At 72.5% G+C, this 20449-nt stretch carries 19 protein-coding genes; 6 read left to right on the plus strand and 13 right to left on the minus strand.

Annotation, left to right across the window (positions count from 1 at the left end; translation table 11 throughout):
- Position 1: 1 nt before the first annotated feature.
- The 3 genes from POF73_RS04565 to POF73_RS04575 all read right to left on the minus strand — a co-directional run bounded on the left by POF73_RS04565 (position 2) and on the right by POF73_RS04575 (position 3472).
- Positions 2-1102, minus strand: a complete 1101-nt coding sequence (locus POF73_RS04565; RefSeq protein ID WP_272113199.1) for a carbohydrate kinase family protein — start codon at positions 1100-1102, stop codon at positions 2-4.
- Positions 1103-1238: 136 nt separating this feature from the next.
- A complete protein-coding gene (locus POF73_RS04570; RefSeq protein ID WP_272113129.1) occupies positions 1239-2528 on the minus strand; it encodes a glucarate dehydratase family protein in 1290 nt (429 codons plus the stop codon).
- The gene (locus POF73_RS04575; RefSeq protein ID WP_272113130.1) at positions 2525-3472 is read right to left on the minus strand and encodes a 5-dehydro-4-deoxyglucarate dehydratase; all 948 of its coding nucleotides are present in this window, start codon (positions 3470-3472) and stop codon (positions 2525-2527) included. The genes POF73_RS04570 and POF73_RS04575 overlap by 4 nt, the downstream gene beginning before the upstream one ends.
- A 122-nt stretch (positions 3473-3594) precedes the next feature.
- Here POF73_RS04575 and POF73_RS04580 point away from each other — a divergent pair, with 122 nt between their 5' ends.
- Complete coding sequence (locus tag POF73_RS04580) at positions 3595-4380, plus strand: IclR family transcriptional regulator (RefSeq protein WP_272113131.1); 786 nt, start codon at positions 3595-3597, stop codon at positions 4378-4380.
- Positions 4381-4582: 202 nt separating this feature from the next.
- The gene (locus POF73_RS04585) at positions 4583-5806 is read left to right on the plus strand and encodes an MFS transporter (RefSeq protein WP_272113132.1); all 1224 of its coding nucleotides are present in this window, start codon (positions 4583-4585) and stop codon (positions 5804-5806) included.
- On the opposite strand, the gene POF73_RS04590 is transcribed toward POF73_RS04585, so the two are convergent.
- The 5 genes from POF73_RS04590 to POF73_RS04610 form a co-directional block, all read right to left on the minus strand.
- Positions 5803-6807 carry an adenosine deaminase gene (locus tag POF73_RS04590; protein WP_272113133.1) on the minus strand — a complete coding sequence of 335 codons (1005 nt, stop codon included), beginning with the start codon at positions 6805-6807 and terminating at the stop codon, positions 5803-5805. The two genes, POF73_RS04585 and POF73_RS04590, sit on opposite strands and share 4 nt — an antisense overlap.
- A gap of 20 nt (positions 6808-6827) precedes the next feature.
- Positions 6828-7733, minus strand: a complete 906-nt coding sequence (locus tag POF73_RS04595) for a ribonuclease Z (RefSeq protein ID WP_272113134.1) — start codon at positions 7731-7733, stop codon at positions 6828-6830.
- Positions 7734-7739: 6 nt separating this feature from the next.
- Positions 7740-8093, minus strand: a complete 354-nt coding sequence (locus POF73_RS04600) for a histidine triad nucleotide-binding protein (RefSeq protein ID WP_272113135.1) — start codon at positions 8091-8093, stop codon at positions 7740-7742.
- A gap of 98 nt (positions 8094-8191) precedes the next feature.
- A complete protein-coding gene (locus POF73_RS04605; RefSeq protein WP_272113136.1) occupies positions 8192-11413 on the minus strand; it encodes a S41 family peptidase in 3222 nt (1073 codons plus the stop codon).
- Positions 11414-11487: 74 nt separating this feature from the next.
- Positions 11488-11988 carry a hypothetical protein gene (locus POF73_RS04610; RefSeq protein ID WP_272113137.1) on the minus strand — a complete coding sequence of 167 codons (501 nt, stop codon included), beginning with the start codon at positions 11986-11988 and terminating at the stop codon, positions 11488-11490.
- Between the two features lie 232 nt (positions 11989-12220).
- On the opposite strand from POF73_RS04610, the gene POF73_RS04615 reads away from it, so the two are divergent.
- Entirely contained in the window at positions 12221-13852 is a 1632-nt protein-coding gene (locus POF73_RS04615) for a hypothetical protein (RefSeq protein ID WP_272113138.1), read from the plus strand.
- Positions 13853-13861: 9 nt separating this feature from the next.
- A complete protein-coding gene (locus tag POF73_RS04620; RefSeq protein WP_272113139.1) occupies positions 13862-14278 on the plus strand; it encodes a hypothetical protein in 417 nt (138 codons plus the stop codon).
- On the opposite strand, the gene POF73_RS04625 is transcribed toward POF73_RS04620, so the two are convergent.
- From POF73_RS04625 to hrcA, 5 genes are all read right to left on the minus strand, one after another.
- On the minus strand, positions 14220-14612 hold the full coding sequence (locus POF73_RS04625; protein ID WP_272113141.1) for a VOC family protein: 393 nt from the start codon (positions 14610-14612) through the stop codon (positions 14220-14222). The two genes, POF73_RS04620 and POF73_RS04625, sit on opposite strands and share 59 nt — an antisense overlap.
- A 16-nt stretch (positions 14613-14628) precedes the next feature.
- Positions 14629-15378: a 16S rRNA (uracil(1498)-N(3))-methyltransferase gene (locus POF73_RS04630; RefSeq protein WP_272113142.1), complete on the minus strand. Its 750-nt coding sequence runs from the start codon at positions 15376-15378 to the stop codon at positions 14629-14631.
- The gene (locus POF73_RS04635) at positions 15375-16451 is read right to left on the minus strand and encodes a nitronate monooxygenase (RefSeq protein ID WP_272113143.1); all 1077 of its coding nucleotides are present in this window, start codon (positions 16449-16451) and stop codon (positions 15375-15377) included. Before POF73_RS04635 ends, POF73_RS04630 begins: the two co-directional genes overlap by 4 nt.
- Positions 16452-16529: 78 nt before the next feature.
- Positions 16530-17666, minus strand: a complete 1137-nt coding sequence (dnaJ, locus tag POF73_RS04640) for a molecular chaperone DnaJ (RefSeq protein ID WP_190068846.1) — start codon at positions 17664-17666, stop codon at positions 16530-16532.
- A complete protein-coding gene (gene hrcA / locus POF73_RS04645; protein ID WP_272113200.1) occupies positions 17667-18683 on the minus strand; it encodes a heat-inducible transcriptional repressor HrcA in 1017 nt (338 codons plus the stop codon). It lies immediately after the preceding gene.
- Positions 18684-18848: 165 nt separating this feature from the next.
- On the opposite strand from hrcA, the gene POF73_RS04650 reads away from it, so the two are divergent.
- Complete coding sequence (locus POF73_RS04650; protein ID WP_272113144.1) at positions 18849-19592, plus strand: MBL fold metallo-hydrolase; 744 nt, start codon at positions 18849-18851, stop codon at positions 19590-19592.
- Between the two features lie 42 nt (positions 19593-19634).
- A complete protein-coding gene (locus tag POF73_RS04655; protein WP_272113145.1) occupies positions 19635-20444 on the plus strand; it encodes a DUF3097 domain-containing protein in 810 nt (269 codons plus the stop codon).
- Positions 20445-20449: the final 5 nt, after the last annotated feature.

Below are 20449 nucleotides of genomic sequence, written 5' to 3' on the forward strand. Positions count from 1 at the left end.
GTCACGCCGACCGGCGGAACCCGATCGTCGGCACCGCCCGCCGCAGCGGCCAGGGTCTGCCCTGCTCGTCCGGCACCAGGTCGGCCAGGAACGCGTACCGGCGCAGGGCCTCCGGGTCCTGTGCCTCAAGCGACTGCACCTTGCGCCACCACGCCCCGATCTCCGACCAGCCGGGCGCCGACAGTGACCCCCCGAACTCCTGGACCGAGAGCGCTGCCGTCAGACCCGCGAAGGCCAGCCGGTCGGCGAGCGGCCAGTCGGCCAGGGTGCCGGTGACGAACCCGGCGACGAAGACGTCACCGGCGCCGGTCGGATCCAGGGCCTCCACGGCGATGGCCGGGACCACCGCCGTCTCCCCTGTCCTGCCGTCCACCGCGTACGCGCCCTCGGCGCCGAGCGTGACCACCGCGACCGGGACATGCGCGGTCAGGGCGTGGGCCGCCTCGCGGGGGCACTCGGCGCCCGTGTACCGCATGGCCTCCTGCGCGTTCGGCAGGAACGCCTCGCAGTGCTCCAGGTCGGCCAGCCCCGCCAGGTCCCACGCCCCGGTGTCGTCCCAGCCGACGTCGGCGAAGATCCGGGCGCCCTTGCGCGCGGCCTGTGCGATCCAAGAGGCCCGCTCGCCCGGCACCAGGGAGGCCACGGCGGCACGCGCGCGGGGCGGGCAGTCCGGCGCCGGCTCCTCCGGGGGCGGCTCATGACCGTGGGAGACCATCGTGCGCTCCCCCTCGTACGCCATCGACACCGTCACCGGCGAGTGCCAGCCCGGCACCGTGCGCGACGGCGAGAGGTCGATGCCCTCGCCGTGCTCCAGCGTGTCCCAGCAGTACTCGCCGTAGTGGTCGTCGCCGAAGGCCGCCGCGAGGGACGTCTTCAGGCCGAGGCGGGCCAGCGCCGTCGCCATGTTGGCCACACCACCGGGGCTCGACCCCATTCCACGCGCCCAGGACTCGGTCCCGCGCACCGGGGCCGAGTCGAGGCCGGTGAAGATGATGTCAAGGAAGACCGTGCCCGTGAGGTACACGTCCCAGGGCGGGTCGGCGGGCGTGCGCAGGCCGGCGAGGGGGTCGACCTGGGCCCGGCGGTACGGCTCCCCTGACATGGACGACGCGGTCGGCGTGGTCACGGTGCGCTCCCTGACGTGGTGCTGATCTGGCCAGTGTGCACCACACCACCGACAACGCCACCGCGATCTTGCCCGCCTCCCTTTCAGGGTCACCGGCGAGGCGTCTTCACCGTCACCAGCGAGGCACCGAAGGCGTCACCCACCCCGGCTCGGCGATCCGCATCGCGGCGGCGTCGTCGCGGTCCCTGAGCGAGCCGTCGTCATCCAGCCACCGCCGGTGCAGCTCGGCCAGCCGTTCCCGGTCCAGCTCGACGCCGAGGCCGGGCGCGTCCGGCACGGTGACCCTGCCGCCGTCGAAGGTGAGGCGCTCGGTGAGGACGTCCTCGGACTGCCAGGGGTAGTGGGAGTCGCAGGCGTGGTGGAGGTTCGGCACGGTCGACGCCACATGGGTCATCGCGGCCAGGGAGATGCCCAGGTGGGTGTTGGAGTGCATGGACACCCCGACGCCGAAGGTGCGGCAGATCGCCGCCAACTGCTGGGTGTTGCGCAGCCCGCCCCAGTAGTGGTGGTCGGAGAGGACGACCTGGACGGCGTCCCGCGTGAACGCCTCCTTGATCTCCGCGAACGTCGTCACGCACATGTTGGTCGCCAGCGGCACCCCGGCCCGCGCGGCGACCTCGGCCATGGCGGCCGTACCGAGGGCCGGGTCCTCCAGGTACTCCAGGACGTCCCCCAGCTCCCGCGCCACCCGCAGCGAGGTCTCCACGGACCACGCCCCGTTGGGGTCGAGCCGCAGCGGGTGCCCGGGGAAGGCCTGGGCGAGCGCCCGTACGGCCGCGATCTCCTCGTCCGGCGGGAAGACACCGCCCTTGAGCTTGAAGGACGTGAACCCGTACCGCTCCTTGAACCTCCGCGCCTGCTCGACGACCCCGGCCGGGTCGACGGCGGCCCCCCAGTCGTCCTTCTCCGCGGGCGGGCCCTGCGGGTGGTCGGCCCACCGGTAGAACAGGTACGCGCTGTACTCGACGGCGTCGCGCACCCTGCCCCCGAGCAGCGCGTGCACCGGCAGCCCCAGCGCCTTGCCGAGGGCGTCGAGACAGGCCACCTCGAAGCCGGAGACGACGGACAGCCGCAGCTTGTCGGCGGTCTGGACGCCGCGCAGCCCGCCGACGTCGACCTGGCCGAAGACCCGGGACTGGTCGACGGCCACCTCGTCCGCGACGACGAACAGGCCGTTCGGATCACTGACTTGACGACCGATCAGTTTCTCGGCGAACGGCCTGGCGAGCTCCAGGTACTTGGTGTCTCCGTACGTCTCACCGACCCCGACGATCCCGCCCGCCGTCTCGACCTCCACGATCAGCCGGGGCGTGTAGGGCTGGTGGACGCCCTGGGTGTTCAGCAGGGGCGGGTCGGCGACCAGGATCGGCGTCAGGCGGACGTCGGTGATCGTGAGGTTCACGGTGCGGCTCCTACGAGGTCGAGGCCGGTGGCGAGCAGGGTGCGCAGATCGGCCAGGTCGGCGGCCGACGGGTCGGTGAGCGGGGCGCGTACGGGGCCGACGGGGCGGCCGCGCAGCCGGGCCGCGGCCTTGACCAGGGACACGGCGTATCCGGGTACCCGGTCGCGGAGTTCGACGAGCGGGACGTAGAAGTCGCGCAGCAGCTTGTCGACCGTGCCGTGGTCGCCGTCCTGGAGGGCGGCGAAGAAGGCGTTCGCGATCTCGGGGGCGAAGGCGTGGACGGCGGAGGAGTAGGCGGGGACGCCGACGGCGACGTAGGCGCGGGCCTGGATCTCGGCGGTGGCGGCGCCGTTGAAGAAGAGGAAGTCCTCGGGGGCGGCGAGGGTGAGGCGCTGGAGGCGGTCGAGGTCGCTGTGGCCGTCCTTGAGGCCGATGACGCCGGGGATGCGGGCGATCCGCCGCAACGAATCGACGGTGAAGGCGACCTGGCCCCGCTGGTAGGCGACGAGCGGCAGGCGGGTGCGGGCCGCGAGCTGCTCCAGCTGGCCGACCAGGCCGTCCTGCGGGGCGGCGACCAGGTAGTGCGGCAGGACGAGGAGGGCGTCGGCGCCGGCCTCCTCGGCGATCCGCGCGAAACGGGCGGCCTGCGCCCAGCCGTACCCGACCCCGGCGACGACGGGCACCCGCCCGCCCGACTCCTCGACGGCGACGGTGACGACCTGCCGGTACTCGTCCTCGTCCAGCGAGAAGAACTCGCCGGTGCCGCAGGCGGGGAAGAGGGCGCCGGGGGCGGTGGCGAGCTGGGCGGCGACATGGGCGCGGAAGCCGTCCGGGTCCAGGGAGCCGTCCTCGTGGAAGCTCGTGAGCGGGAACGACAGCACGCCGCGCGCCATGCCGTCCCGCAACCGCCGCGCCGTGTCCGTATCGAGGCTCGCCCTCACCATGGTCATCTCCCCATGTAGACATCATCCATGTATGAGAATGGAGATTAGATACGCGAACCGTGACCGTCAATGGCACGGTCGAGCCGACTCGCCCCGATGACCGCGCCGATTACCATCGCCCCATGTCAGAGACAGGCGGCGTCCGCGAGGTGAAGTCCGCGGCGCGGACGGTCGAGTTGCTGGAACTCCTCGCCGCACGCGGCGACCGTCCGGCACGCCTGCAGGAGCTGGCCGACGCACTGAACGTGCCGCGCAGCTCCATGTACGCGCTGCTGCAGACCCTGATCTCCCGCGGCTGGGTCCGCACCGACGTCACCGGCTCGCTCTACGGCATCGGCATCCACGCCCTGCTCACCGGCACCAGCTACCTCGACTCCGACCCGCGCGTGCGCGTCGTACGCCCGTATCTCGACGAGGCGTCCCAGGCGCTGGGCGAGACGATCCACATGGCACGCCTCGACGGCCGGGACGTGGCATACCTGGCGACGCGCGAGTCGCACGAGTATCTGCGGACCATCAGCCGCGTCGGCCGCCGCCTCCCGGCCCACGCGGGCGCCCTGGGCAAGGCGCTGCTCGCCGAACGCCCCGACGCCGACCTGCCCGAGGACCCGTACGAGCCCCTCACCCCCAACACCCACACCACCCGCGACGCCCTCCGCTCCGACCTCGCCGAGGTGCGTACGCGCGGCTACTCGGTCGACCGCGAGGAGGGCGTCCTCGGCATCGTCGGCTTCGGCTTCGCCCTGCGCTACGACACGCCCGCCCAGGACGCGATCAGCTGCTCGGTGCCGGTGGCCCGGCTGTCAGCGGGGCACGAGGAGCGGATCGTCGCGGTGATGCGGGAGATCAGGGCGAAGATCGAGGCGACGGTTCCCGGCGGGGGCGGGTCGGTGCATTGGCGCAGGTGAAAGCACCTGCGAAGGTCGCAGAGGGCAGCCTCTTCTACCCCGCTTCCCTCACCCCAAACAGAACGTGCCTTAGATCACACCATTCCCACTTCTTCGCGCGTCCCCCCGCTTGATACAAATTCTCCGCGCGTTCCTGTCCGTCGACGGCCTGCGCCCCTCCCCCTTTCTTGTGCCGCTCCTTTCGCATGCCCTGGGAACGCCCGTGTTCGCCCCCCGCACCACCCCCTGGCCCCTCGTTGCCCTTTTCACGGCCGGGTACCTCGCCCCGTATCTGCTGCCGACGGTCGTCGGCAGGCTCGACTCCGGACTTCCGCTCTCCCCGACCCAGGCCGGCGCCGTCGGCAGCGCGCTGCTGCTGAGCTCGGCGTCGGCGGGCTTCCTGCTGGCCTCGCGCGTCGAACGCGTCGGCGCCCGCAGGCTGGCCCGGATCGGCCTCGCCCTGGCCCTGCTCGGCTACGGCGGCGCCGCACTCGCACCCGCCGTACCGGCCGTCGTCCTCGGCGTCCTGATCGGCGGCTTCGGATCCGGTACGGTCACGGCCGTCGCCGCCACCCGCATCGCCGCCATGGGGGTCCCCCCGCGCGAGGTTGTTCGAGCGCGGGGGAGTGACCCGCACCGGGCCACCACGGTCGGCCTGCTCGGCGTATCCGCCCTCGCGGGCACCGTCTATCTGACGGTGCCGCACCTCGGTCCGGGCCATGGTCAGCCGCTGGCCGCGATCGCCCTCACCGCACTCGCCGTATGGCCCCTGACGAGCCGTCTGCCGTCGGTCACCGCTCCGCAGCCGCAGGCGGTCCGGGCCGCCTCCCACCTCCCCCACCGCCGCCAGGGTCTGACCCTCGCCGCCTGCATGGTGTGCTGGTCCCTCGTCCAGAACTCCCTGTGGGGCGTCAGCGGCCGGATCGGTCTGACGCAGGCGCAGCTGACCGAGGCCACGGTCGGCGCGGTGTTCGCCGTGGCGCTGGGCGCCGGGCTGCTCGGCGTCACCGGCGCGGGCGTGCTCGGCCCGCGCCTCGGGCTCGCGCTGCCCATCGGCGGCGGTACGGCCGTCATCGCGGCCTGCGTCGTGCTCAGCGCGTCCGCCACCGACCTGTCGTCCTTCGCGACCGGCGAGATCGCGTGGAACACGCTCTACCCGATCGTCCTGTCGTACGTCATCGGCCTCGCCGCCTCCCTCGACGGGCGCGGCCGCTGGGCGGTGCTCGTCGGCTCGGCCTCGTCGCTGGGCACGGCGGCGGGCCCGCTGACCGGCAGCGTGCTGTCGGCGCAGGCGGGGTTCCCGGTCATGGGGGCGGTGCTGGCGGTCGGGCTGCTGGTGGTCGCCGTACCGATGACGGCGGTGGCGCTGGGCGTGGGCAGGCGCCCCCTGCCGGTGGTGGAGATCCCGGTGGAGGCCCCTGCCTACGACAGGGCGACAGCGGCCTAGGCCCTGTCGGCCTGGAACTCGTACGCCTCGACCTCGGCGAGATACCGCGCCCGCCGCTCCTCGTCATGCTCCAGGAAGGACGCGAGGAAGGAGTTGCGGGCCAGCTCACGCAGCCGGTCCGGGCTCAGGCCGAGCGTCTCTTCCACGGCGGCGAAGTTGTCCCCCGCATAGCCGCCGAAGTAGGCCGGGTCGTCGGAGTTGACCGTGCACATCAGCCCGGCGTCGAGCATGGCCGGGAGGGGATGGTCGGCGAGGGTGTCGACCGTGCGCAGGCGGACGTTGGAGAGCGGGCACAGGGTCAGCGGAACCCGGTCCCGGACCAGCCGCTCGACCAGTTCCGGGGACTCCATGCACCGCAGCCCGTGGTCGATCCGCTCGACGCCGAGCAGGTCGAGGGCCTCGGTGATGTACTCCGGCGGCCCTTCCTCCCCGGCGTGCGCCACCCGCCTCAGACCCAGCGCGGCGGCGGCCTCGTACACCTCGCGGAACTTCACCGGCGGGTGCCCGACCTCGGCGGAGTCGAGCCCGACGCCGACGATCCGGTCGAGGTACGGCCTCGCGGCCTCCAGCGTTTCACGTGCCGACTCGGCGGACTCGTCCCGCAGGAAGCACAGGATCAGCTGGGTGGAGACACCGTGCGCGGACTCGCTGTGGGCGAGCGCCCGCCACAGCCCCTCGACGACCGTGCCCATCTCCACACCGCGCGCGAGGTGCGCCTGCGGGTCGAAGAAGATCTCCGCGTGCCGCACGCCCTGGGCGGCGGCACGGGCGAGGTAGGCATTGGCCAGATCCGCGAAGTCCTGCTCGGTGCGCAGGACGGCCATGAGCTCGTAGTACAGGTTCAGGAAGGACTGGAGATCCTCGAACTGGTAGGCCTTGCGCAACGCGTCGGTGTCGCCGTACGGCAGGGTGACGCCGTTGCGCGCGGCCAGTTCGAAGGCGAGCTCCGGTTCGAGGGTGCCTTCGATGTGGAGGTGCAGTTCTGCTTTCGGGACGGGCATCGAAGCATCGTACGGCGGCATTACCGTCGTTTCGGCAGCGGCACCCGCAGCAGGTCGTGCGCGACCGTCAGCTCCCCGTCGAAGCCGGCGTCCCGTGCCTGCCGCTCGAAGTCGTCCGGCTCGGTGTAGCGCTGGCTGAAGTGGGTGAGCACGAGATGCCGTACGCCGCACTCGCGCGCGACGCGGGCGGCCTGACCGGCGGTCAGGTGACCGTGCTCGACGGCGAGTCCGGTGTCCTCGTCCAGGAAGGTGGACTCGATGACGAGCATGTCGCAGCCGTCGGCGAGGGTGTACACCCCGTCACACAGTCTCGTGTCCATGACGAAGGCGAACCGCTGCCCGCGCCGGATCTCGCTCACCTCGTCCAGCGAGACCCCGCCGAGCACGCCCTCCCGCTGGAGCCGTCCGACGTCCGGCCCCTTGATGCCGTGCGCGGCGAGACGGTCCGGCAGCATGCGGCGCCCGTCGGGCTCGACGAGGCGATAGCCGTAGGACTCGACGGGGTGCGAGAGGAGGGCCGTGTGCAGTGCGTATCCACCGGTGTCGGCGATGACGCCGTCGGCGCTGACCGGGGCCTCAGCGATGTCGACGGTCTCGCGGTAGGCGGTGGCGTAACGCAGCCGGTCGAAGAAGCGCCGGCCGGAGCGCGGGTAGTGGGCGGTGACGGGGTGCGGGACCTTGTCGAGGTTGATCCGCTGGATCACGCCGGCGAGCCCGAGGGAGTGGTCGCCGTGGAAGTGGGTGATACAGATCCGGTTCAGGTCGTGGGCGGCGACCCCGGCACGCAGCATCTGCCGCTGTGTGCCCTCGCCCGGGTCGAAGAGGATGCCCTCGCCGTCCCAGCGCAGCAGATACCCGTTGTGGTTGCGGTGCCGGGTCGGGACCTGGCTCGCCGTCCCGAGGACGACCAGTTCACGTACGGACACGGTGACTTACCCGGGGGGCCACTGCATGCCGCGGCCGCCGAGGATGTGGGCGTGGGCGTGCCAGACGGTCTGGCCCGCGCCCGCACCAGTGTTGAAGACGATCCGGTAGCTCTCCAGCTTGTCCTCGTCGGCAACGGCCTGGGCCTCGCGCAGCACGTCCGCGGCAAGTGCCGGGGCGGCGGTGGCAAGGGTGGCGGCGTCCTTGTAGTGCGCCTTGGGGATGACCAGGACGTGGGTGGGTGCCTGGGGGTTGATGTCCCGGAACGCGACGGTCGTGTCCGTCTCCCGCACGATCGTCGCCGGGACGTGCCCTTCGGCGATCTTGCAGAACAGGCAGTCGTCCTGCGGTTCCCCTGACATGTTCCCTCCGGGGGTGGGCCGGTTTGGTTTACGGGGGGCATCGTATCGTCGTCGGGTGCGGGTGCTCGTGGGCTTGTCGCGCAGTTCCCCGCGCCCCTTTAGGTCGGCAGGCTTGGCGGCGTTTTGGCAGGACGTTCGTCCAAGCCCTCCAGCGCGATGCGGATCGCCTCGTCCAGCTGCGCGTCCCTCCCCGCCACCCAGTCCTGCGGCCGCTGGACCACCTCCACGTCCGGGTCGACCCCGTGGTTCTCCACGTCCCAGCCGTACCCCTCCAGCCAGATGGCGTACTTCGGCTGGGTGATCAGGGTGCCGTCGACCAGGCGGTATCGGCTGTCGATGCCGATCACGCCGCCCCACGTCCGGGTCCCGACCACCGGCCCGAGTCCCAGCGCCTTGATCGCGGCGTTGACGATGTCGCCGTCGGACCCGGAGAACTCGTTGGCCACGGCCACCACGGGCCCGCGCGGAGCGTCCTCGGGATAGCTGTACGGCCGCATCCCGCGCGGCAGTTCCCACCCCACGATCCGCCGTGCCAGCTTCTCCACGACCAGCTGGGAGGTGTGCCCGCCGCCGTTCTCCCGGACGTCCACGACGAGCCCTTCGCGCGCCACCTCGACCCGCAGGTCCCGGTGGATCTGGGCCCACCCGGGCGCCTGCATGTCCGGGACGTGCAGATAGCCGAGCCGTCCGCCGGACTTCTCGTGGACGTACGCCCGCCGGTCCGCCACCCACGCGTGGTAGCGCAGCGGCTGCTCGTCCGCGATCGGGACGACGACCGCGTGCCGTACGTCTCCGCCGCCGGCCGGCGAGATCGTCAGCTCCACCGCCTTGCCCGCCGTACCGACGAGCAGCGGTCCGGGCCCGGTCACCGGATCCACCGGTACCCCGGCGACCGCCACGACCGCGTCGCCGGCCCGCACCGCGACGCCGGGTGCGGCCAGCGGCGCCCGGGCGTCGGGGTCGGAGGTCTCCGACGGCAGGATCCGGTCGATCCGCCAACTCCCGTCGTCGTGCCGGGAGATGTCGGCGCCGAGCAGCCCCTGCCGGGCCCCGCCGCCGTGTCCGCCGCGCGGTGTGACGTAGGCGTGCGAGGTGCCCAGCTCGCCCTGCACCTCCCACAGCAGGTCGACCAGGTCGTCATGGGTGGCGACACGGTCGAGCAGCGGACGGTAGCGGTCCAGTACGCCCGTCCAGTCCACGCCGCTCATGTCCGGCCGCCAGAAGTGGTCCCGCATGATGCGGCCGGTCTCGTCGAACATCTGCCGCCACTCGGCCCCCGGGTCGACCCGCTGGCGTACCCGCGTCAGGTCCACGGTGATGTTCGAGTCGCTGTCCTCGTCGCCGGAGGCCCGCCGGTCGCTCGGTACGACCTTGAGCCGCCCGTCGGTCCACAGCAGCACCCGCTTGCCGTCGCCGCTGACCTCGAAGTGGTCGGCGTCGTCGGCGAGATGCTCGACGCGCCGCTGGCCGAGGTCGTAGCGCTCCATCTCGGTCTTCGGCTCGGGGTCCTCCGGCGTGGCCCGCGACGAGCCGAGGGCGCCCCGCACGGGGTGGCGCAGCCACAGCACGCCGTCCTTGGCGGCCCGCAGGTTGGTGTAGCGGGCGGCCTCGACCGGGAACGGCACGATCCGGTCGGCGAGTCCTTCGAGGTCGATGCGGGTGGTCGGGGCGCCCTCGCTGTCGGGCGTCTCGTCCTTGTCCGGCGCGTCGAAGGGGCGGCCGTGCCGCTGCGGGCCGAAGGGGGACGGGGTGGTGGCCGCCAGGGTGATCAGGTGAGGGCGGGAGCCGACGACGAAGGCGAGGTCGAAGACGTGCTCGTCGTAGACCGGGTCGAAGGCCCGGGTCGACAGGAACACCAGGTGCTTGCCGTCCTGGGTGAACGCGGGCGCGTAGTCCTGGAAGCGGAGCGGCGTCGCCTCGGAGACCGACAGGTCGGTGGTGTTGGCGAGCTTGAGCTGGCACAGCGGGCGCGGGCCCGGGTGGGACCAGGCGAGCCAGGCCGAGTCGGGCGAGAAGACCAGCCCACAGACGTCGCCGTCCTCGCTGCGGTCGACCTCGCGCACCTCGCCGCTGTCCCGCTCGACGAGCAGCAGCCGCCCGTCGTGCGCGGCGACCGCCGCCCGGCTTCCGTCGGGTGCCATGGCGAGCTCCAGGACCCGCCCGAGCTGCCCGGCGGCCAGCCTGCGCGGGGTGGCCCCGGGCGCCAGCCCGGTCGCGGGGGCGAACTCCAGCGCGTCGTCGCCCTCCGCGTCCGTCACCCACACCACCCACTCCTCGCCCTCCGCGCGGAAGGTGCGCGGCAGCCGGGCCCGTACCCCGGGCTCGGCGGCGAGCGCACGGGCGGGACCGGAGCGGTGGGTGACCCAGTGCACGGCGCCCCGGACGGCGACCGCGCTGCCACGCGCGGCGTGGTCGGGCGCGGCCTCGCCGAAGGCGCGCGAGGCGTTCAGCGGGTACGGCTGCCGGTCGGTGCGCTGCCCGCCGAGCCGGATGTCGAGCCTGCGCGGCTCGGCCCCGTCGAGGTCGGCGAGGAGCCACAGCTCACCGGCGCAGGCGTACACGACACGGCTGCCGTCACTCGCGGCGTGCCGGGCGTAGAAGCCGTCGACGGGGGTGTGCCGGCGCAGCTCGGACCCGTCGGCGAGGGAGGAGTACACCGCGCCGACGCCCTCGTGGTCGGAGAGGAAGGCGATCCGATCCCCCACCCACATGGGGTACTCGATGTTCCCGTCCAGCTCCTCGTGCAGCCGTACGAAGTCCCCCTCGCCCCGGGGGTCTCCTTCGGGGCTGATCCACAACTTGCCCGCCGTGCCGCCCCGGTACCGCTTCCAGCGTGCCGCCTCAAGGCCCATCGGCGCGGACGCGAGCACGAGCCGCGGCCCGTGCACGACATCGCCGACGGGGCCGTACGGCAGGGTCGTGGCCGGTCCGCCGTCGAGCGGGACGGTGTGGGCCCAGGTGCGGCGGCTGCCCGCCTGGCCCTGGGTGCTGATCGCGAGGACCCTGCCGTCGGGGGTCCAGCCGCGCACCCGGGTCTGCCGGCTGCCCCAGTGGGTGAGGCGCCGGGAGGGCCCGCCGTCGGCCGGGGCGATGTGCACCTCGGGGGCGCCGTCGCGGGTGGAGGTCCAGGCGACGGTCGTCCCGTCGGGCGAGATGCGCGGCAGGCTGACCGGCACGTTGTCGGCGCTGACCCGCCAGGCCCGACCGCCGTCGAGCGGGGCGAGCCACACGTCGTCCTCGGCGGTGAAGGCGACCAGGTCACCATGCAGATGCGGATACCTGAGATACGAAGACGATTCGGGCGTCGCGGACTGAGTCACCCGATCACCATAAGCAGGGGCGGCGTCCGGGGACAGCTCTTTGGATCACTTGCGCAACTCCCGTCCCGGTGCGGTCACTTGCCCTCCGGCCAGCAGTTCGGGTGCTCCTTGCAGTAGACGGTCTTGGTGACGGTCACCGTGACCGTGGGGCCGGGCTGCTGTCCGCCGCCGCCCGGACTGACCGGCGAGGGCTCGGCGTTGCAGTTGCCCAGCCCGTTCACGTGGAACCACTCCTTGCCGCCGATCTTGGCGACGAGGTCGCCGCGCACACAGGCGCCGCTGACGGCCTTGGTGATCCGGCCGGTGACGGAGATGTCCTTGCCGTCCTTGGTCTCGCCCTCGCAGTCGACCTTGACCACGGTGTTCTCGGTGGCGCTGGGCGCGACCGAACCGCCCTCGGGGTTCTCGTACGAGCCCGTGCAGTTGAGCCACTGCACCCCGGCGTTCTGCCGGTTCAGCTCCTCGGTGACCGTCTGGTCGACCGTGAACGCCACGGTGGCACTGCTCAGCCCGCCCGGATCGCAGGCGACCAGACCGCCGACGGCGACCACGGCGAGACCCGCCACACCCGCCACCCGTGCCGCATTGGCGCGACGACCGGCGGGACGTGTGCGACCCGGGCGCAGCGTGCGAGCCGTTCGCTCCGCGCGCGCCGCGCGAGCCCAAATCCTCCTGAATGCCCCCATGGGCGGCAGCCTGCCACTGTCCCGGCCGACGCGGTAGGGCGCATACGGCCACTCCTCGCTCTCGCACGTCACAATCGGGTGTCGCCTCCCCGACGCTCAACCGACCCTGCCCGGAGGACCGTTGACCGCCTCGCGGATCCCCGCCCGCCCCGTGCCCGCGCCCCGCACCCCGGACGACCCCGATCGGACCGGCGCGGACGCGCTGACGGACCCTGCGGCGGGGGCGCCCGCACCGCCGGGCCGGCGCCGGGTGCGGATGCTGGTCGACGTGGCCGACCATCCGGACGAAGTGGCCTATGTGACGGCCCTTTTCGAGGCGCGGGGCTGGGCGGTGCGTCCGGCTCAGGACGCCGAGGCGGCACCCGGCGTGCCGCACCGCAGCACGTTCGTCGTGGAGGTCCGGCTGCACGGAGCTCGCCTCGGCGCCCTGCGCACGGCCACCCTGGAGGTGGAACGGCTCGCCAGACAGGCCGAGTTGGGGGCGTGGGTGCGGGACGCGGCCCTGGTCGAGCACGAGCGGCCGGCCCGCACGACGTACACCGTTCATCGCGCGCTGCCGACGCTGGGGCGCCTGTGGATTTGGCTGGGCGGGGCGGACGAGCAGCGCGCCATGACCGTACCGGCGGGCCCGCGCTCCCAGGAGGAGGCCGCGGCCGAACTGGCGGCGCGTCCGCTGGGCGGCCGGCCCTTCGACCCCGAGGCGCACGGCCTGCGCGTGCCGGGCCACTCGGACGCGGACCCGCCCCGCGACGAGACCCCGCACGAGCGCCGGGTCCGGCTGGTCTGGCTGTCGGCAGGGGTGGCCGGCGTCGTCCTCGCCGTCGTCTGCGGCATGTACGTCGTCTGGGCCGACGGCGCCTGGAAGCTGCTGCCCGCGCTGCTCAGCCCGGCGGGGGCGCTGCCGCTGGGCCGGACGCTGAAGGAGACTCGGGCGCGCGGCAGGGGGCTCCAGTGGACGGCGGGCGTGGCCGGGACCACGGCACTCGCCGCGTTCGGGGCGCTGGTCGGCCAGGGGACACAGCCACGGGTGCTGTGGGCGGGGGCGCTGCTGCTCGCGGTCGGCGCGTTCACGGGCACGGGTGTGGTCCTCGCGCTGCGCCGCACCGTCCTCACCCGGCACGCGGCGTGGCTGGTGCCGCTGTCCGTGCCGGTGCTGTGGTCGATGGTGGGCTGGCTGGGCGCTCAGATGCACGACGCCTACCTGGACCGCTTCGACATCCGCGCGGAGGCGGTGCCCGCGCCCCGCCTCGGCACCTATCTGGTGGCCGCCGAGCCTATGGGCATGGCTCTGGGCAGTGCGCTGTTCCTGGTGGCGATCGTCGGCTGGCTGCGCCACTTCCATCTGGGCCGGGACGCCAGCAACCGCTTCTTCGCCATCGTCCTGGCCACCCTGATCATCGTCGGCTACGCGCTGAGCGCGTTCGCGCTGGGCATCGGCCAGGCGGCGAGCGCGGCCGGCCGGGACGCCGAGAACGCCGCCCGCCGGGGCGCCGAGGCACCCGCCTACTTCGGCATCTACGGCCACTTCATGTGCGTACGCCTCGTCGCCCCGGCGAACGAGGTGGCCGTGGACAACGGCCCGGTCCCGACCGGCCACCCGGTGATCTCCTTCGGCACCACCGGCGACTGGATCTGGCTCTGGGACCCCGCCCGCAGGAACGGCACGGTCCAGGAATCCTTCGCCGTCCACCGCGAGGACGTCCGGCTGATCCCGACGAAACACCCGCAGACCAGGCGGTGCCCGGCGCCGTAGTGTGGCCTGATGGGATCCGACCGCCGACTGCGCAGGCTCGTCGTGGACGAGCGCACGACGTACCTCTGGAGCGTCCGGCACAAGCATCGGGACGGTGACGTCTGCCGGGAGGTCCTCAACCTGTACCGGGACGGCGCCCGTACCAGGATCGTCTTCCGGCAGGGCGAGTCCGGCTCGGGCCGCTTTGTCGCCGAGGGCTACTGGTTCTCGGGCTGCGTCGCCGACGGCCGCGGCAACCTGCTCAATCTCCGTGAACCCGGCGTCGTACGGGCCCTCGTCGACGAGGCGCAGGTGCGCGGACTGCTGCGGGGCGGCGGGGAGGTGGACGGCTGGGAGCTGTTCCCCATGATCGCCGAGACGGCCGGCGTCAGGAGCGCAGCAGCAGCCACTGCTGCAACTCGACCAGGTTGCCCTCCGGGTCCTTGAGGTGGGCGACGCGCATGCGGTCGGTCATCGGGGCGGGCCCGTGCAGCAGGGTCGCGCCGCGCTCGGTGATCTGCGCGCAGTAGGCGTCCAGGTCGTCGACCCGCAGCACCACGAGCGAGCGATGACCGGTGGCGGTGTCCCCGAGCTCGCCCAGGATCTCGGCCATCATCCCCCGGTCCTGGAGGGCGATGCCCGCCGAGCCGACGGCGGGGCTGAACTTCTCGTACGGCCCGTTCACCGCGCCCGACTGCGGTTTGAGGCCGAGGACGTGGGTGTAGAACCGGTAGCAGGCGGCGAAGTCGGTGACGAGAAGCCGGACTTGGGCGAGTTCCATACAGTCCCCCGGGGTGTCAGGACCAGCGGCCGGTGCGGCCCAGGAGCAGAGCCGTAGCCGCTGTTCCGGCCGTCGAGGTACGCAGCACACTGGGCCCCAGCACACACGCCTTCGCCCCAGCCTCCTGGAAGAGCGTCAGCTCGTCCTTGGAGACACCGCCTTCGGGGCCGACGACCAGCACGATCTGGCCCTCGGCGGGGAGTTCGACGGTGGCGAGCGGTTCGCTGCCGTACTCGAAGTCGGAGTGGAGCACGGCGGCGAGGTCGGCCTCGGCGAGAAGCGCGGCGACCTGCTTGGTCGTCGCGGCGTCGGCGACCTCGGGGAAGCGGACCCGGCGGGACTGCTTGCCGGCCTCCCGGGCGGTGGCCCGCCACTTGCCGAGCGCCTTCAGGCCGCGGTCGCCCTTCCACTGGGTGATGCAACGGGCTGCCTGCCAGGGCACGATGGCGTCGACGCCGACCTCGGTCATGGTCTCCACGGCCAGTTCGCCCCGGTCGCCCTTGGGCAGGGCCTGGACGACCGTGATGCGGGGTGCCGGCTCCGGCTCCTCGGACACCCCGGTCATGTGGACGATGAGCCGGTCCTTGCCCTCGGTGCCGACCACGTCGCACACGGCGTAGCGTCCCGCGCCGTCGGTGAGCACGACCTCCTCACCCGGCTGGAGCCGCTTCACGGACACCGCGTGGCGCCCTTCGGGGCCGTCGAGGACGTACTGTCCGGCGCCGCCCGCGCGGAAGTGCTCGACGACGAACACCGGCGCGGTCATCGGATCTCCCGCTGGGCCGACAACGCTGTCCTGGCGGCGTCGAGTTCGGCGACCAGAACCTCCACGAGCCGCCCTGCCGAGAGTTCACGGGCCATCCGGTGCCCCTGCCCGGCCCACAGCGCCATGCCCTGCGCGTCACCGGAGGAGGCGGCCTTCTTGCGCAGCGGCGAGGTGAGGTGGTGGACCTCGGGGTAGGCGGCGGGGGCGTACGGTCCGTGCTCGCGCAGGAAGCGGTTGACCAGGCCACGGGCGGGCCGCCCGGAGAAGGCGCGGGTCAGCTCGGTGCGTACGAACAGGGGGTTGGTCAGTGCCTGCTTGTGCAGGGCGTTGGCGCCGGACTCCGGGGTGGCGAGGAAGGCGGTGCCGAGCTGGGCGGCACTGGCCCCGGCCGCGAGGACGGCGGCGATCTGGCTGCCGCGCATGATGCCGCCGGCGGCGACGAGGGGCAGGCTCACGGTCTCCCGGACCTGGGCGAGCAGCGACAGCAGTCCGATGCCGGTGCCGTCGGTCTCGGGGTTGTCGCGATGGGTGCCCTGATGGCCGCCTGCCTCGACGCCCTGCACGATCACGGCGTCGGCACCGGCCCGCTCCACGGCGAGGGCCTCGTCCGTGGTGGTGGCGGTGACGAGGGTGACGGTGCCGGCCCGCCGCAGCGACTCCAGCACATCACCGCTGGGTACGCCGAAATGGAAGGAGACGACGGGCACCGGGTTGTCCAGCAGCACGGCGAGCTTGGCCTCGTAGCCGTCGTCCCGCCCGCTGTCCGGGTCGCCCAGCTCGGTGTCGTACCAGGCGGCCTCACCGGCCAGCTGATGGGCGTAGACGTCGACGGCGGCCGCATCGGCATACTCGGGCTGCGGCATGAAGAGGTTGACCCCGAAGGGCCGCCCGGTCAGTCCCCGCAACTGCTTGATCTCCTGGTACATCCCGTCGGCGGTTTTGTACCCGGCGGCAAGAAACCCCAGCGCGCCGGCCTCGGCCACGGCGGCGGCGAGGTGCGGCACGGAGACGCCGCCCGCCATGGGGGCCTGCACGATCGGATGAGGGAAGAGATCGGTCAGTGCGGAGGACATGACGGCATGTTGTCACGTCCCCCGAACAAGTCCGAATCGGGTCCGCCCTTACCGCGGGCCGGCTCTTCCCGACGGGGGTCAGCGCCCGTTGAAGGCATCCTTCAACCGCGAGAACAACCCCTGCTGCCCGGGCTGGAACTGCCCCTGAGGCCGCTCCTCACCCCGCAGCTTGGCCAGCTCCCGCAGCAGCCGCTCCTGCTCCGGATCGAGCTTGCTCGGGGTCTGGACCTCGACATGGACGATGAGGTCGCCCCTGCCGCCACCGCGCAGATGGGTCACGCCGCGTCCGTGCAGCGGGATCGACTGGCCGGACTGGGTACCCGGCCGGATGTCGACCTCCTCCATGCCGTCCAGCGTCTCCAGCGGAACCTTGGTGCCGAGAGACGCCGCGGTCATCGGGATGGTGACCGTGCAGTGCAGGTCGTCGCCGCGCCGCTGGAAGGTCGAGTGCGGGAGCTCGTGGATCTCGACGTAGAGGTCGCCGGCGGGACCGCCGCCGGGGCCGACCTCGCCCTCGCCCGCGAGCTGGATGCGCGTGCCGTTGTCGACACCGGCCGGGATCTTCACGGTCAGCGTCCGGCGCGAGCGCACCCGCCCGTCGCCCGCGCACTCCGGGCACGGCGTGGGCACCACGGTCCCGAAGCCCTGGCACTGCGGACACGGCCGCGAGGTCATGACCTGCCCCAGGAACGACCGGGTGACCTGCGAGACCTCACCCCGCCCACGGCACATGTCACACGTCTGCGCGGAGGTGCCGGGAGCGGCCCCCTCGCCGTTACAGGTGTTGCAGACGACCGCCGTGTCGACCTGGATGTCCTTCGTCGTACCGAAGGCCGCCTCGTCGAGCTCGACCTCCAGCCGGATCATCGCGTCCTGGCCGCGCCGTGTACGCGACCGCGGACCCCGCTGGGACGCCGTACCGAAGAACGCGTCCATGATGTCCGAGAAGTTGCCGAAGCCACCGGCGCCGAAGCCGCCCGCGCCCGCGCCGCCCGCCTGGGACAGCGGGTCGCCGCCGAGGTCGTAGACCTGCTTCTTCTGCGGGTCCGACAGCACCTCGTAAGCGGCGTTGATCTCCTTGAACCGCTCCTGGGTCTTCGGATCCGGATTGACGTCCGGGTGCAGCTCGCGGGCGAGCCGCCGGAAGGCCTTCTTGATCTCTTCCTGCGACGCGTCGCGACGCACGCCGAGAACGGCGTAGTAGTCCGTGGCCACTTACGACTCCGCCAGGATCTGTCCGACGTACCGTGCCACTGCGCGTACCGCTCCCATCGTTCCCGGGTAATCCATGCGGGTCGGTCCGACCACGCCGAGCTTGGCTACTGCCTCGCCGCCCGAACCGTAGCCGACCGACACGACAGACGTGGAGTTGAGTCCCTCATAGGCGTTCTCGTGCCCGATGCGCACGGTCATGCCCGAATCCCCCGCCTCGCCAAGGAGTTTGAGGAGCACGACCTGCTCCTCCAGCGCCTCAAGGACGGGGCGGATGGTGAGGGGGAAGTCATGTCCGAAGCGGGTGAGATTGGCGGTGCCGCCGATCATCAGCCGCTCCTCGTTCTCCTCGACGAGCGTCTCCAGGAGGGTGGAGAGCACGGTCGAGACGGTGCCGCGGTCCTCCTTGTCGAAGGCCTCGGGGAGGTCCTCGACGAGCCGTGGCACATCGCTGAAGCGCCGCCCCGCGACCTTGCTGTTGAGCCGCGCGCGTAGATCCGCGAGCGAGGCCTCGCCGAAGGGCGCCGGGCAGTCGACCATCCGCTGCTCGACCCGCCCGGTGTCCGTGATCAGCACGAGCATCACGCGCGCGGGTGCGAGCGAGAGCAACTCGACATGCCGGACGGTGGACCGGGTCAGCGACGGGTACTGCACGACGGCGACCTGCCGGGTGAGCTGCGCGAGCAGCCGCACGGTCCGCGCCACGACGTCGTCGAGGTCGACGGCGCCGTCGAGGAAGTTCTGGATCGCGCGCCGCTCGGGCGGGCTCATCGGCTTGACGCCGGCGAGCTTGTCGACGAACAGCCGGTAGCCCTTGTCGGTCGGGATGCGACCGGCGCTGGTGTGCGGCTGTGCGATGTACCCCTCGTCCTCCAGGGCCGCCATGTCGTTGCGGACGGTCGCCGGGGAGACGCCCAGGCTGTGCCGCTCGGTCAGGGCCTTCGACCCCACCGGCTCCTCGGTCCCGACGTAGTCCTGGACGATGGCGCGCAATACCTGGAGCCTGCGTTCACTCAGCAACTCGCGCACACCTCCAGAAGTCGTTCCCCTTGACGTTTCGCCTGGCACTCTGTCCGTCCGAGTGCCAGCCGTCCCCGGCCCAGTGTACGGCTGTGGGGTACGCCCCGGGCAAGGCCGGTCCCGCACCGCCGTGCCTGACAGTGGTGTCTTGGTTAGCGTCGCGGTATGACGGTGACTTGGGAAGAGGCGGGGTGGGAGCGGTTGGCGGCCGGGGTCGGGCGGTGCCGGCTCCCGGTGTGGGACTGCACGGCGGGGCTGGTCGTCGGGGACGGTTCGGCGCTGATCGTCGACGCCGGGTCAAGCCTTGCGGAGGGCGCACGGTTGCGTTCTCAGGCGCAGTGGCTCGCGGGTCATCGTGTGACTCATCTCGCGCTGACGCACCCCCACTTCGACCATGTCTTCGGGGCCGCGGCGTTCGCGGGTGCGGAGGTGTACGGCCCGGTGGGCATGGACACGGTGCTCGACGGGCGCCGCGCGCGCGAGGAGCTGCGCGCGGACGCGGTCCGCAACGGCCTGGACCCGGCCGCGGCGGAGGAGGCGGCGGACGCCCTGATCCGCCCCCACCACCAGGTCAGCGGCGAGTGGACCCTCGACCTGGGCGGCGGCCGCCAGGTCCTGCTGGCGAACGTGGGCCCGGCCCACACGGCCCACGACCTGGTCGTACTCGTACCGGGCGGGCTCCCCGGCGATCGGGAGGTGGTCTTCTGCGGCGATCTGGTCGAGGAGTCCGGCGAGCCCCAGGCCGGCCGCGACGCCGTACCGTCGCACTGGCCGGCCGCCCTGGACCGCCTGCTGGACCTGGGCGGCGAGGACGCGCTGTATGTGCCCGGTCACGGAGCGGTGGTGGACGCGGAGTTCGTACGACGCCAGCGAGACGTCCTGGCGGCCCGCTTCGGCGTGTCGCGTTGAACCGTGCTCCTTGACCGGGGCGCTTCTCCTATCGTCATCCGAATGCGCCAGTACTCCCCGGACCTGACCCCGCCCTGGAAGAAGCCCAAGCCCGTCCCCGAGGTCCCGGCGGAGCCGGGCCTGGTGGTGGAGGAGCCGGGCACGGGTTTCTGTGGCGCGGTGATCCGCTGCGAGGCGGGCACGGTCACCCTGGAGGACCGCTTCGGCAAGCACCGCGTGTTCCCGCTGGAGCCGCGCGGCTTCCTGCTGGAGGGCAAGGTGGTGACCCTGGTCCGCCCCTCGTCCTCGGCTCCCGTACGCCCCACCCGCACGGCGTCCGGTTCGCTCGCCGTCCCGAACGCGCGCGCACGTGTGGCCCGCGCCGGCCGTATCTACGTGGAGGGCCGGCACGACGCCGAGCTGGTCGAGCGGGTGTGGGGCGACGACCTGCGCATCGAGGGCGTGGTCGTGGAGTACCTGGAGGGCGTCGACGACCTCCCGTCGATCGTGGCCGATTTCGCACCGGGCCCGGATGCCCGACTGGGCGTCCTGGTGGACCACCTGGTGCCCGGCACCAAGGAGTGGCGCATCGCGGAGTCGGTGACGAGCGAGCACGCCCTGGTGGTGGGCCACCCGTACATCGACATCTGGGAGGCGGTGAAGCCGTCGTCCCTGGGCATCGAGGCATGGCCCCGGATCCCGCACGGCCAGGACTGGAAGACGGGGGTGTGCCGGGCGCTGGGGTGGCCGGAAAACACCGGTGCGGCCTGGCAGGGGATCTTGTCGCGGGTGCGGTCCTACAAGGACCTGGAGCCGGAGTTGCTGGGGCGCGTGGAGGAGCTGATCGACTTCGTCACGGGCGGCGGGGCCTGACGGTG

It is taken from the genome of Streptomyces sp. HD, assembly GCF_028369295.1.
Taxonomy (GTDB): domain Bacteria; phylum Actinomycetota; class Actinomycetes; order Streptomycetales; family Streptomycetaceae; genus Streptomyces.

Excerpts from the sequence above, each read along its gene's own strand:
- POF73_RS04635 (WP_272113143.1), bottom strand. The coding sequence starts at position 16,451 with ATGTCCTCCGCACTGACCGATCTCTTCCCTCATCCGATCGTGCAGGCC.
- POF73_RS04650 (WP_272113144.1), top strand. The coding sequence starts at position 18,849 with ATGACGGTGACTTGGGAAGAGGCGGGGTGGGAGCGGTTGGCGGCCGGG.
- POF73_RS04565 (WP_272113199.1), bottom strand. The coding sequence starts at position 1,102 with ATGTCAGGGGAGCCGTACCGCCGGGCCCAGGTCGACCCCCTCGCCGGC.
- POF73_RS04630 (WP_272113142.1), bottom strand. The coding sequence starts at position 15,378 with ATGACCGCGCCGGTGTTCGTCGTCGAGCACTTCCGCGCGGGCGGCGCC.
- POF73_RS04620 (WP_272113139.1), top strand. The coding sequence starts at position 13,862 with ATGGGATCCGACCGCCGACTGCGCAGGCTCGTCGTGGACGAGCGCACG.
- POF73_RS04580 (WP_272113131.1), top strand. The coding sequence starts at position 3,595 with ATGTCAGAGACAGGCGGCGTCCGCGAGGTGAAGTCCGCGGCGCGGACG.
- POF73_RS04600 (WP_272113135.1), bottom strand. The coding sequence starts at position 8,093 with ATGTCAGGGGAACCGCAGGACGACTGCCTGTTCTGCAAGATCGCCGAA.
- POF73_RS04655 (WP_272113145.1), top strand. The coding sequence starts at position 19,635 with ATGCGCCAGTACTCCCCGGACCTGACCCCGCCCTGGAAGAAGCCCAAG.
- POF73_RS04590 (WP_272113133.1), bottom strand. The coding sequence starts at position 6,807 with ATGCCCGTCCCGAAAGCAGAACTGCACCTCCACATCGAAGGCACCCTC.
- POF73_RS04575 (WP_272113130.1), bottom strand. The coding sequence starts at position 3,472 with ATGGTGAGGGCGAGCCTCGATACGGACACGGCGCGGCGGTTGCGGGAC.
- POF73_RS04625 (WP_272113141.1), bottom strand. The coding sequence starts at position 14,612 with ATGGAACTCGCCCAAGTCCGGCTTCTCGTCACCGACTTCGCCGCCTGC.